Here is a 12206-nt window from a genome sequence, read left to right as displayed (position 1 = left end):
TATGTTTGATACAGGCTTCTGTGTAGGCAGGTCATTTATTTAATGTGCCTGCACGTATTATCATCGCCAGTTGGTTTTTCTGCAAGGGTGTCATTGCTGGCAGATTTCTAATGGGTCTTAAAACTTTTTAACCAAACCGGCCGGTAATGTAATTTTGGGTTCTGGTATCCTGAGGACTTGTAAATAATGCTTTTGTTTTGGCATGTTCAACTAACTCCCCTGACAGGAAAAAAGCAGTATAGTCGCTCACACGCCCTGCCTGTTGCATGTTATGGGTTACAATAACAATACTATACCGGTCTTTTAATGTGTAGATCAACTCTTCTATCTTGCTGGTTGAAATGGGATCAAGGGCAGAGGCAGGCTCATCCATGAGGAGTACGCTTGGTTCAATCGCCAGGGCCCGGGCGATACATAGCCTTTGTTGCTGCCCCCCGGAGAGTGCCAGCGCTGATTTATGCAGATTATCCTTTACTTCATTCCAGAGGGCCGCCTGCTTCAGTGAACTTTCTGCTGCTTCTTCGAGGATTCCCTTTTTACTGATTCCTTGTATCCTCAGGCCATAGACTACATTTTCAAAGATGGATTTAGGAAAAGGATTAGGCTTTTGAAAAACCATACCTACCGCTTTACGAAGCTCATCTACCTGAACCGATTTCTGGTAAATATCTTTGTTGTCCAGTAGGACCTTTCCTTCTAACCTGAATCCTTCAATATAATCGTTCATGCGATTAAAAAGGCGTAGGAAGGTAGATTTACCACAACCTGAAGGCCCAATAAATGCAGTTACCGCCTTTTCTTCCAAGGCCAGGTTGATATTTTTGAGGGCATGAAATCCACCATAGAAAGCATTTACATCCTTGGCCTCAAGTTTATAATTCTTACTCATACAGACTTACCACTTAACTTTCTTCTGCTGCCGGTAGCGGAGATAAACAGCAATACCATTCAGCATAAATGTAATACACAATAAAACGATAATAGCAGCCGCGGCATTTATTAAAAATGCTTCCTGTGGCCTGGATACCCAGTTAAAGATCTGGATGGGAAGTACGGTAAATTCATCCATGGGGCCTTCAGGCACAAAGGGTACATAAGCCAAAGCTCCGATAACTATTAGGGGAGCGGCCTCACCCACAGCCCTGGAAAGGGATAAAATGATGCCGGTCATGATGCCACCCGTAGCAGCAGGAAGCACCTGCATCCGGATGGTTTGCCACTTTGAGGCTCCCAGGGCAAACGAGGCCTCCCGCAAACTTTTGGGGACTGCTTTAATTGCTTCCCGGGTCGTAACGATAATAATGGGCAATACCAGCAGGGAAAGGGTAAGGGCTCCGGCTAGCAGGCTGCCACCTAACTGAAGCTGGCGAACGAATAGCTCGAGCCCTAAAAGCCCGTAAATGATGGAAGGTACTCCTGCAAGGTTGGCTATATTGATTTCCAGAAAGCTGGCCATTCTGGTCTTTTTACCATATTCCTCCAGGTATATTCCAGCAGCAACCCCTAAGGGAATGGCGATGAGAGCGGTCATCACCAATATCCAGAGAGTTCCTGCCCAGGCCGTTAGAATCCCTGCCCTGGCAGCCCTCCTGGAAGGCAGACTTGTAAGGAAATCCCAGTCAAGGCGGGCCAGGCCTTCCTTCAGGATATCCAGCAGGAATATAGCTAGAACGATTAATCCGAAGAAGGTACAGAAAAGGCCGAACGCCTGGAAGGCTTTGTCTTTAAAACGGTTTAACTGAGCGTTAGTCATACTTCTCCTGGTATTTTCTCCTGATCCAGAAACTGATGTTGTTAAGCAGAAAGGTAAAAACGAACAAAGTAATACCTGCTGCGAAGATGGTTTTATATTCCAGGGAACCATGGGGTACATCACCAAGGCTTACCTGCACAATATAGGTGGTAATGGTTTCTATAGGAACCAAGGGATTGAGGGTAAGCCTGGCCTGCTGACCGGCTGCAATAGCTACTATCATGGTTTCGCCCACTGCTCTGGAAATAGCCAGAATAACGGAAACTACGATGCCAGAGGAAGCTGCCGGAACCATCACCTTAAAGGCTGTCTGAAAGCGGGTGGAACCCATTCCATAAGCAGCTTCCCGTAAGGAGCGTGGAACGGCACTGATGGCATCCTCACTTAGTGAAGAGATCATGGGGATAATCATGATGCCCATCACAAGTCCCGCAGAAAGAGCATTGAAGCCTGCCAGGCCAGGAATGAACTCCTGTAAAAAGGGGGTTACCACTGTAAGTGCAAAGAAACCATAGACTACTGTTGGAATAGTGGCAAGCAGTTCCAGTACAGGCTTTACAATTTGCCTCATACGCCCGGGGGCGTATTCATTTAAATAAATAGCTGCCGTAAGTCCCAGGGGCAAAGCCACGGCTATCGCTATAAGGGTAGTAAGTAAGGTGCCGGTAACCAGAGGCAGTATCCCAAACTTCTTGTCTGCAAAAAGAGGTGTCCATTCTGTTTCAGTAAGGAAGCGTATAAAGGACACCTCACTGAAAAAAGCTGCTGATTCGGATACTAAAACCCAGACAATTCCAACGGTAACAAGAACGGTTATAATTGCTGCCAGACCCAGCAGACCTTCAATAAACTTTTCCTTTTTTCTCAAAGTTTTTATGTTTAGCTCTAAAAGGAAGGTAGGCGCTTACTGCTGGCTGGCTTGCTGGACAAATTCCTCAAACTTTTCTTTTTGCTCCTGGTACTGCTCCTCTGTCATCTGAATATAGCCTACTTCCTCACTTAATATGGCTGCATTATCGAGGTAGAAATTAACAAATTCTATTACTTCCGGACGTGCTGCTGCACTGGAATTAACGTAAACAAATAATGGACGGGAAAGCGGGGCATATGTACCGTCCTTCACCGTTTGCCGTGAAGGCAGAACAGCACCTTTACCATTGCTATCATTCTGGTCGTCTACTGGTACTGCCCTCAGCTTATCCTGGTTTTCTTCATAATAAGCAAAGCCAAAGAACCCAAGGGCATTAGGATCTGTTGAAACCCCCTGCACCAGTACATTATCATCTTCACTGGCCGTATAATCACCACGGCTGGAATGGCTCTCGCCCACGATAGCCTCCGTAAAATAATCATAGGTGCCCGACTCTACTCCCGGGCCATACAGGTGAATCTCTTCATTGGGCCATTCCGGACGGATTTGGTTCCAGTGGGTGATAGTTCCCTGGGCGGATGGCTCCCATATTTTTTTCAATTCAGCCAGGGTAATTTCCCTGACCCAGTCATTTTCCGGGTGCACAGCAACAGTAAGGCCGTCATAGGCAACAGGCAATTCAACAAAACGAAGGTTGTTTTCCTTTGCAAGTTCACCTTCGGAAGCATTGATTTCCCGTGAAGCATTTACAATGTCAATTTCGCCTCTGGAGAACTTTTTCATACCGCCTCCTGTGCCGGAAACCCCAACGGTTACTCTTACATCTGGTGCAACCATACGAAATTCTTCAGCCATCGCCTCAGTTATCGGGTACACAGTGGAGGAGCCGTCAATCTGAATGTTCCCGCTTAGATCCAGCTCATTCGCTGATTCTCTTTTTTGGTCACCACAGCTATTTAGCATCAATGCGCCTCCAATTAAACAAGCAGCATGGAGGGTTGAGATTTTTGAACGAATGAAAATCATAAATTCTATATTTTGAAGGACCTTTTAATTATTTATAAGAAAACTTAAAGTTGATGGTGCCTTGCCTTCCTGCGCTCCATTAGTCTTTGCCAATTAGGCATTGCCAACTTTTAGCAACTGCTTTATTTTATCGTTGAAGGAAAGGAATTATTAAGTAAGGATGGAGGGACCTTGGTGGTGCCTGTAGATGCCGAAACAGAACGGTAATGAAATATTCCAGCTGTTATAGAGAAGTGTTTCTCAAATAGATTTTTAGATAAGTTTGCCTTTACTATAAAATGGTTACAGATACAGAACTGCTGCCAAAAAGAAAACTAGTTTACCTTGTGCTTATGCAAATTGACAAAAAGTTTGAATCAACTTCCATGATTTTAATATTATGTAATTGTTAATATTATATTTTAATATATAATGATTGGATAATAAATTATTTTGGCAAAGTCTGTTTTTGCTCAATATTTGTTCGCTACATTTGTGTGAAATGAAAAAGAAATCCAGCTATTCTATTTTCCAAAAAGCCTTAACTTTTGTTATAGCGATGCTGGTTTTTACCTTGGCAATATTTGTTCCTGCCAATCGGTACGGTAGTCAGGTAAGGCTTAATCAGGAAAAGGAAAAGATTGTTGACTATGCTACTTTTCAGGGTGTCTCATCCTTGCCAACTGCTGGAACCCCACCTTTAAAAGTAAATTTATCTTTATTTGACCTGCCAAACCTCTGGCTTCTGTTGCTGCTAATGGCCGCTCCGGCGATACAGCAGTGCCAAACTTTTTTATCCTCCTCTTTCATTCTGAAGGTTAATTTCATTTTCGTTTCTGCGAAGGCCCCTTAATTCTGCCGTTCACTCTTCTTTATCAGTCATAAATAGCAGTAGTGATTCTATTACTGTATGCTGACAAATTACCTGTTTTTTATTCTTCACCAGTGGTGGACTAAAAGTCTGTGCAGCAGTTTTTAATTGTTGCCATTTTAACTATCAAAAAATTTTGTTCAATCAATTAAGGGAATGAAAATAATTAAATCAAAAGGCGTTGCCATTGCCGCCTGGGTTTTGGTCAGCCAGGCCGCTTTTTTAGTGGTAGTCCAGCTACTATGGGCTGGACTGCCGGGAGAGGAGCTGCTAATGGTGAGCCGGTGGGCTGGCCTGGCCGGCATTATGCTGTATTGCCTCCGAAAAGCCTCGCTGACCACCTGGATTTTCGGCAGTATGTTGGTAGGAACGGCTATAGGCTATGATTTTCCTGAGGTAGCCGAACACCTGAAGGTGGTAAGCCAGGTGTTTTTAAGAATGATCAAGACTGTTATAGCCCCTCTGCTCTTTGGTACACTGGTTGTCGGAATTGCCGGTCATTCCAGCCTTAAACAGGTGGGGCGTATGGGCTGGAAATCCTTACTTTATTTTGAGGTGGTGACTACGATTGCCCTTATTATAGGGTTGATTGCTATCAATATTTCTAAAGCAGGGATAGGAATTGAATTGCCTACTGAAGAAGTGCCTTTAAAGGGAGTAGCCCAGGGATGGGAAGAAGTGATTCTGCACGTATTTCCGGAAAATATTGCGAAATCTGTTTTCGAGGGGCAAATCCTGCAAATAGTGGTGTTCAGTATTCTTTTTGGCATTGGGCTGGCCATGATCACAGATGGTAAGAAGAAGCAAACGATGCTCAGTTTTACCGAAAGTTTATCGGAAGTTATGTTCAACTTCACTCGGGTGATCATGTACTTTGCTCCTTTTGGAGTGGGGGCTGCGATTGCTTTTACGGTAGGAGAGATGGGACTAGGCATACTGGTAAACCTGTTTAAGTTGTTGGCAACGCTTTACGTGGCTTTGCTGGTGTTTCTGGTAGGGGTGTTATTACCCGTTGCCTTGGCCTTACGTATTCCGGTTCGGAAGTTTATTAAGGCAGTATCGGAACCGGTTTCGATTGCTTTTGCCACCACGAGTTCTGAAGCCGCCCTACCCAAAGCCATGGAGGCGATGGAAAAATTTGGCGTGCCACGGAAGATTGTGGCCTTTGTAATGCCTACCGGCTACAGCTTTAACCTGGATGGTACCACTCTTTACCTGTCTCTTGCTTCCATTTTTGTTGCTCAGGCGGCAGGAGTGGAAATGCCTTTGGAGGAACAGATTCTGATGGTGCTGACGCTTATGCTGACCAGTAAAGGGGTGGCAGGTATTCCCAGAGCTTCCTTAGTGATATTAATGGGGACGGCTGCCAGCTTTAATTTACCTATGGCACCCATATTTCTGATCCTGGGGATAGATGAACTCATGGATATGGCCAGAACTTCTGTAAATGTGATAGGTAATTGTCTGGCAACCTGTGTAATAGCGAAGTGGGAGGGAGAGTTTGGTGCTGAAGTGCAGCTTCCGGTAGAAGTGGAACAGGTGAAAGTGCTGGTTGGGTAATCGTGGGAAGGCTTTGGAATTACTGCTGTCGGTACTTCAAGAAGAAGGTTAAAATAGTAGGTAGTAGTTTGCTTTTCATTATTGATACCAGGAAAATGCTGCATTGGTGTAGGAATCGTACTGTGCTCTACCCGAGAGAAGTATTTTGCTAAACTAGGAAAAGGTGTTTAAGTGGAAGGAAGTATTTCTTTTTATTCCCTGTGCTGTGAACAATTTTATTACCCTTTTCTCCATGAAAACCTTAGGCTAAAAGTACTGTTCAGGTAAATAAATTATTTCTGGCCACTTTCTATGATTGAAAACATCATAGAAAATGGAGAGGGAATACAAGTGGTTAGATCGGCGAAAAGCCAAAATGGATTAAAAGGTAAGGAATAATAAGAAGATGACAACAATTTTGTACCTAGTTGGCGGAGTTCTCGCCATCGTCTTAAGTGCAAACTGGTTAGTGGAAGGAGCCTCCTCCATCGCTAAGAAGTATGGAATATCGGACCTGGTCGTGGGCTTAACCATCGTAGCTTTTGGTACCTCTGCTCCGGAACTAACAGTAAACGTTTTCTCTGCACTGGAAGGATCTACAGATATTGCTATTGGAAATATTTTGGGAAGTAACATTGGCAATATTTTTCTGATTTTAGGTGTTTCTGCCCTGATTCACCCCCTGGCAATTCAAAAAAACACTACCTGGAAAGAAATTCCATTTAGCCTGTTGGCCGCAGTGGTGTTAGGGATAGTGGCCAATGATCAGTGGATTGATAAAAGCCCGGGAGGCAACTTTGTTTCTGTTATTGACGGGTTGGTGCTATTATCCTTCTTTATCATATTCTTAGTATATACACTCGAAATTGCTAAACAACAGCCTGCCTTGGATGCCGAAGAGCCAGCCCGGCTTCTGCCATTCTGGAGAGCGGTTGTTTATGTTGCGGTAGGACTGTTAGGCCTGTATTTTGGGGGGAGGTTTTTTGTTGAAGGAGCTATTAATATTGCTTCTCAGCTGGGAATGAGCGAAAGGCTCATTGGGCTTACCATTGTGGCAATAGGAACTTCTTTGCCGGAGTTGGCAACTTCTGTTGTGGCGGCTTTTAAAAAGAATGCGGATATTGCTGTAGGTAATGTTGTGGGAAGCAACATCTTTAACATTTTCTTTATTTTAGGAACAACTGCTATCATCAAGCCATTACCATTCAGTGCAGCCAGTAACCTGGATGTTGGAGTCACAATATTAGCCAGTCTGCTGCTATTTCTAACTACCATGACCTTTCGCAGAAAAAAGGTGGACCGGAGTGAAGGGGCTGTATTTGTCCTCATTTATGCAGGATATTTATTTTACATCATAAGCGTGTAGTAAGTTAGGATTTAGAGAATAGATTTTAGACCTCCCTTCAACTTGAGGAAAGCTTCCAAAAAAAATGAGTACCTAAGCATTTAGGTACTCATTTTAGCAAGTCTTTTATTTACTCAGGTGAGGATTTTCATTCACGCCTTTTTCAAGCTCATCAGAAATTTCTTTTGTAGCCTCCTTAAACTCGCGAATGCCTTGGCCTAATCCGCGGGCCAGCTCAGGGATTTTTTTTGCGCCAAAGAAAATTAAAACTACAAATAAAATCAGCAGGATTTCATATCCTCCCATATTACTCAGGAATAATAATGTTTGCATGGTTTACATTTATAAACTTTGAGCAAAGTTCAAAAGAAGTCTTGATTAAGAATGAGTTGCGGATATAGAAATTTAAGAGGTCTTTAAAGTTGGACCCAAAAGCAGAAACTTTACTTGAAAGAAAGTTAGGTTGTTAAACAGAAAAATATTTTACCATTGTGTTTATATAAGATTCATTGTTTTGTGTTACATTTGAGATAGTTGCATAAAGGATTGAAAAACTACAAAATAGGTTTAGGAATATTCGCCCTTGTCTTTTCCTTTCACCTTCTTCTTTCGGGCCTTCTTGAGACTAATAAAGTCTCTCAAGAGCCTATTTTATCTCAATGCGACCCACACGAAACCATACAGGCAGTCCAAGCAGATTTTTCTGAGCTTACTTCGCCTGATGGAGTTCTTCAGCACAAAACCGAGATTAGCGAATTACACCAGCAGGTGCGGAAATTCCCTGCCCTTGTAAGCGTTTTATTTTCGCAGGTATATAAAGACGGCTCTGAAAGGGCGGTCTGTGAAAGTGCTGACCCAGCTGCTTTTCTTTCCTTCAAAGACTTTCCTGTTGCCTACCATAATTTGAGGATTTAGCTCTTACTGCTTTTTTATTGCCTACAGGGCATTCTGAAACAGTAATTTTTAATCTAAATACTCAAAATCATGAATTCTGTATCTCATATAGATATAGCAAACTGTAATGGAATCCGGTTTGCTAAAACTGAAGTGCTTTCTAGCACCGCACAGAAAGTCGAAAGACGCCATCACCTCCTGCGCGCCATGCTCCTGAATTATGCAGAGCATCAGCCAGTGAACATCCTGTTTAAGAACCAGCAGGGGCACCTGTTCGAAATTGAATGCGCAGTAATTGCGGTTACTGACGAGCATGTGATGTTAAAGTCCGGCATTATCCTGCCAGTCCCATCCATTGTGCTAATCGAACTTCTCTAATTAGTCCATATGGAAGAGCTTGTTCAGCTGTTGATGCAGCTGATGAATCCGCAGTTTTTGATTCATCAGGGGGGATTGTGGTTGTTGTTGTTTATCGTTTTTGCCGAGAATGGTCTTTTCTTTGGTTTCTTTTTGCCGGGAGATTCGCTGTTGTTCATGGCTGGCATGTTGTGTGGGCTTCCTATCCTGGATTTGCCGGTTCATTTACTAATTCTGTACATCATCCTTGCTGCTTCTCTTGGCTATATCTTATCCTACTTTATTGGGAGCAAATTTGGAAAATGGCTGCTTAGGCAGCCGGATTCCATCTTCTTTAAAAAGAAGTATCTGGATATGGCCTCGAGCTATTTTGAAAAGAAACATCAGAGTGCCATTGTGGTGGGGAGGTTTATACCGGTCATCCGCACCTTTCTTCCTCTTTGTTTAGGGATTATTCGAGCTGATTTCAGGAGCTTTATGCTCTTTAATCTTCTGGGAGCGCTGGTTTGGGCAGGAACCCTTGTGTTAGCCGGATTCCTGCTCAAAACCATCTTCCCTGACATTATTCACTACATTGAACTGGTTGTAATAAGTTTAATCGTGATCACTTTTGTGCCTCTTTTAAAGCAGTACCTTAAACTTCGAAATGCTCCGGCAGGGAATTGACATGGCCTACAGGTAATCAAAAGTTATTGAATAAAAACAGCAAAATGAAATTAACAAAAACTAATGCCATGCCTAGTGCCCTGGTTCTCGCAGCTGTAGAGGAGCAAGAGTTGGCACTGAACCCAGGACAGAAGGTAGGAGGATACCGCTGGCGAATATGTGCTCTTTTGTTTTTTGCCACGACCATTAATTATGTTGACCGGCAGGTATTGGGTATTCTGGCTCCACAGCTTCAGGAAGATTTGGGCTGGACAGAAATCGAATATGGCTACATTGTTACCACCTTCCAATTTGCGTATGCAATAGGTTTTCTGTTAATGGGAAACATAATGGATAAATTCGGAACCAGGAAGGGTTTTTCATTTGCAATCGTTTTATGGAGCCTGGCTGCTATGCTGCATGCCGTAGCCCGGTCTGCTTTCGGTTTTGGAGCAGCTCGCTTTGGCCTGGGTTTAGGAGAGGCAGGCAACTTTCCGGCGGCCATAAAAACCGTATCGGAGTGGTTTCCCAAAAAGGAAAGGTCCCTGGCTATTGGAATATTTAACTCGGGGGCGAATGTAGGAGCCATTCTAGCGCCCCTTTCTGTTCCTTTTATCGCCTTACAATGGGGGTGGGAGTGGGCTTTTATCCTTACCGGAGCATTGGGGTTTATCTGGCTCATTTTCTGGTTAAAAACGTATAAAAGGCCTGAGGAACATCCCACCTTAACAAAGGACGAGTTGGCATATATTCAGTCAGGTGTACCGGAAAAAGAAAAAAAGGTGCCATGGCTAAAATTATTTCCACACCGGCAGACATGGGCGTTTGCAGTGGCAAAGTTTATTACTGACCCTGTATGGTGGTTTTACCTGTACTGGTTACCAAAGTACCTGAATACCTCCCATGGGTTAACGCTTGACAAGATAGGGTTACCTTTAATTGTAATTTACGTTTTCTCAGATTTGGGTAGTATTGGAGGAGGATGGTTGTCTTCTTTTCTGATGAGGAAAGGATGGAGCGTTAACTTGGCCCGCAAGACTACCATGTTTGTTTGCGCCCTGGCAGTTACCCCTATCTTTTTTGCATCTCAAACCTCTGATCTGTGGATAGCAGTGGGCTTGATCAGCTTAGCTACTGCCGCCCACCAGGGATGGTCAGCAAACCTGTTTACGCTTGTATCAGATATGTTTCCGAAGCAGGCCGTAGGCTCAGTAGTTGGAATTGGTGGAATGGCAGGTGCCATTGGTGGAATGATAGTAGCCACCGCAGCAGGCTATCTTTTATCTGCAACAGGTAGTTATATGCTATTATTTATTATTGCAAGTGTTTCTTATCTGCTGGCTTTGCTCATTATTCAGCTCCTGGCGCCGAAGTTAGCCCCTCTTAAGGCTTAATTTCTGGATTGGAAATTCTCTGTTGTACTTTCAAAGACGTTAACCTTATGCCGGAAAAAACGAGTGGCAGTTCTTTCTGTTTTGGCTTTGCAAAGCACCTCATTTCCGGGCTGAAAGAAGAAAGAAAATTTATTCTGAATTTATTAAACTTAATTTAAAAAATAACCATTTTCAGATGGTGAGCAGCAGCAGCAGAGTCTGTAGTGAACTGGCATTGAAAGGTCATTTAAATGAATAAGCAGGTAAAATTAGTCGTACTATTCTTTGTTTTTTTACTATCCTACAGTATTAGTATAGAACAGGTGAACTCTGCCCGCTTAGAGCTAACTAAAGTCTATGCCGGGTCAGCTGACTCTGATTTATTTATTTTAGAAAATAACCCTGCAAAGATCCTTGGTATACATCGGGTTCATCAGATAATTGTACATTCTGTTATCCCGCTTACCGGGCCAGCTTCTAAAGTTTATCTGGATAGTTTAGTTTATGGGTTGGCTTCCTTTGAGCTAAGGACCCAAAATATTGCTTTGGCTTTCCTTAATGATTCGAAGAAGAACCAGCTCAGCCTGAACATTCGAACCATTATTTTTCCTTTTCATTTCTTCTGGTAATTCCATCTTAATTTTTGCGGAAAGGAAGGTCTTCCGCAGTAATGCTTTACCAATAACAATTATTTACTATTCCGCAGGATAGCCAGCAATAAGCAGGCTCAATCATGTGGAACACTCAAAATAAAATTAAAATAAAGATGGATTTAGGATCAATAATATTCGGATTATTTACACTGGCTTGTTTTGTTGTGCCGGTTTTTTATCTTCAGAAACTTAAAAAGAAGGAAAAGAAGAAGTTCTTAAAGAACTTTTTGGATGTAGCAGCACAAAATGGGCTGGTTATTTCGCAAAGTGATTACTGGAGACATTCTTATGCCATAGGAATTGATTCCAAAGCAAATAGACTGTTCTATCTGAAGAAACGGCAGGGGGTTGAGCAGAAGACTGTTATCAATTTATCAGAGGTTGTCAACTGTAGGTTAATGAATATGAGCAGGAAAGTTAATGACAGTCTGGTAGTTGATCATGTTGGATTGAACTTAACTTTCCGTAATGCGAGCATGCCAGAACAAACTTTAGAATTTTATAATAAGGAGGAAAGCATGGGCATCGATGATGAACTTCAACTTTGTGAAAAATGGAAGGCAATAACCGATTCATTGTTGCAGGTTACTCCAACAAAAATACCAGTTCTACATTAGGAAGTGAATCTTATTTCAAGCTTAAAAGAACATGGTAATTGCTGAAAAAGGATTAGGATGAACGTTTAAAAGTTCAGTATTTAAACCAAAGACAGTGTCCAGAAAACTGTGTAAATGAAAATTCGAGCTTCCTTGTTTAGGTTTTTTTAGCCATAGGGCAAGCAGAATAAGTTAGGGAGAACCAGTCCTTTTCAGCGGAAGGGGCTGGTTCTTTTTATTCCACTTGGCACCTCCTATTGCTGACAGGAATTCCATTCCGGGATGCTCCTCAGCAGAGCCTGTT

Annotated in this window: 14 protein-coding genes; 9 read left to right on the top strand and 5 right to left on the bottom strand. The window is 42.8% G+C overall.

What is annotated here, in order from left to right:
- Positions 1 to 127: 127 nt before the first annotated feature.
- Genes pstB through F752_RS0121250 form a run of 4 tightly spaced genes read right to left on the bottom strand, consistent with a single transcriptional unit; the run spans position 128 to position 3650 of the window.
- Positions 128 to 889, bottom strand: coding sequence for a phosphate ABC transporter ATP-binding protein PstB (gene pstB / locus F752_RS0121265; protein WP_017733771.1), 762 nt, complete (start codon positions 887 to 889; stop codon positions 128 to 130).
- A gap of 6 nt (positions 890 to 895) precedes the next feature.
- Positions 896 to 1753: a phosphate ABC transporter permease PstA gene (gene pstA / locus F752_RS0121260; RefSeq protein ID WP_017733770.1), complete on the bottom strand. Its 858-nt coding sequence runs from the start codon at positions 1751 to 1753 to the stop codon at positions 896 to 898.
- Entirely contained in the window at positions 1746 to 2621 is an 876-nt protein-coding gene (gene pstC / locus F752_RS0121255; protein ID WP_017733769.1) for a phosphate ABC transporter permease subunit PstC, read from the bottom strand. Before pstC ends, pstA begins: the two co-directional genes overlap by 8 nt.
- A 36-nt stretch (positions 2622 to 2657) precedes the next feature.
- Positions 2658 to 3650 carry a PstS family phosphate ABC transporter substrate-binding protein gene (locus F752_RS0121250; protein WP_026135900.1) on the bottom strand — a complete coding sequence of 331 codons (993 nt, stop codon included), beginning with the start codon at positions 3648 to 3650 and terminating at the stop codon, positions 2658 to 2660.
- A 415-nt stretch (positions 3651 to 4065) separates the two neighbouring features.
- Between F752_RS0121250 and F752_RS0121245 the strand changes: the two genes are divergently transcribed.
- The 3 genes from F752_RS0121245 (at position 4066) to F752_RS0121235 (ending at position 7405) form a co-directional block, all read left to right on the top strand.
- The gene (locus tag F752_RS0121245) at positions 4066 to 4482 is read left to right on the top strand and encodes a hypothetical protein (protein WP_152425249.1); all 417 of its coding nucleotides are present in this window, start codon (positions 4066 to 4068) and stop codon (positions 4480 to 4482) included.
- Positions 4483 to 4656: 174 nt separating this feature from the next.
- Entirely contained in the window at positions 4657 to 6060 is a 1404-nt protein-coding gene (locus F752_RS0121240) for a dicarboxylate/amino acid:cation symporter (RefSeq protein WP_017733766.1), read from the top strand.
- A gap of 385 nt (positions 6061 to 6445) precedes the next feature.
- The gene (locus F752_RS0121235; RefSeq protein ID WP_017733765.1) at positions 6446 to 7405 is read left to right on the top strand and encodes a calcium/sodium antiporter; all 960 of its coding nucleotides are present in this window, start codon (positions 6446 to 6448) and stop codon (positions 7403 to 7405) included.
- Positions 7406 to 7510: 105 nt separating this feature from the next.
- Here the strand turns inward: F752_RS0121235 and F752_RS0121230 are convergent, their stop codons facing one another.
- The gene (locus F752_RS0121230) at positions 7511 to 7717 is read right to left on the bottom strand and encodes a Sec-independent protein translocase subunit TatA/TatB (RefSeq protein WP_026135898.1); all 207 of its coding nucleotides are present in this window, start codon (positions 7715 to 7717) and stop codon (positions 7511 to 7513) included.
- A 213-nt stretch (positions 7718 to 7930) separates the two neighbouring features.
- Here F752_RS0121230 and F752_RS0121225 point away from each other — a divergent pair, with 213 nt between their 5' ends.
- The 6 genes from F752_RS0121225 (at position 7931) to F752_RS0121195 (ending at position 11923) form a co-directional block, all read left to right on the top strand.
- Positions 7931 to 8299 (top strand): hypothetical protein, encoded by a 369-nt coding sequence (locus F752_RS0121225; RefSeq protein WP_017733763.1) that lies wholly within the window; start codon positions 7931 to 7933, stop codon positions 8297 to 8299.
- Between the two features lie 69 nt (positions 8300 to 8368).
- Positions 8369 to 8656: a hypothetical protein gene (locus F752_RS0121220; RefSeq protein ID WP_017733762.1), complete on the top strand. Its 288-nt coding sequence runs from the start codon at positions 8369 to 8371 to the stop codon at positions 8654 to 8656.
- A 9-nt stretch (positions 8657 to 8665) separates the two neighbouring features.
- Positions 8666 to 9301, top strand: coding sequence for a DedA family protein (locus F752_RS0121215; protein ID WP_026135897.1), 636 nt, complete (start codon positions 8666 to 8668; stop codon positions 9299 to 9301).
- A gap of 44 nt (positions 9302 to 9345) precedes the next feature.
- Positions 9346 to 10674: an MFS transporter gene (locus F752_RS0121210; protein WP_081604625.1), complete on the top strand. Its 1329-nt coding sequence runs from the start codon at positions 9346 to 9348 to the stop codon at positions 10672 to 10674.
- A gap of 230 nt (positions 10675 to 10904) precedes the next feature.
- A complete protein-coding gene (locus F752_RS0121200; protein WP_017733757.1) occupies positions 10905 to 11282 on the top strand; it encodes a hypothetical protein in 378 nt (125 codons plus the stop codon).
- 137 nt (positions 11283 to 11419) lie between these two features.
- Complete coding sequence (locus F752_RS0121195; RefSeq protein WP_152425248.1) at positions 11420 to 11923, top strand: hypothetical protein; 504 nt, start codon at positions 11420 to 11422, stop codon at positions 11921 to 11923.
- Positions 11924 to 12206 lie beyond the last annotated feature (283 nt).

The sequence above is a fragment of the Nafulsella turpanensis ZLM-10 genome, assembly GCF_000346615.1.
GTDB classification, from domain to species: Bacteria; Bacteroidota; Bacteroidia; order Cytophagales; family Cyclobacteriaceae; genus Nafulsella; species Nafulsella turpanensis.
The sequence above is the reverse complement of the archived record's forward strand: the minus strand, read 5'-3'. Positions and strand labels throughout refer to the sequence as shown.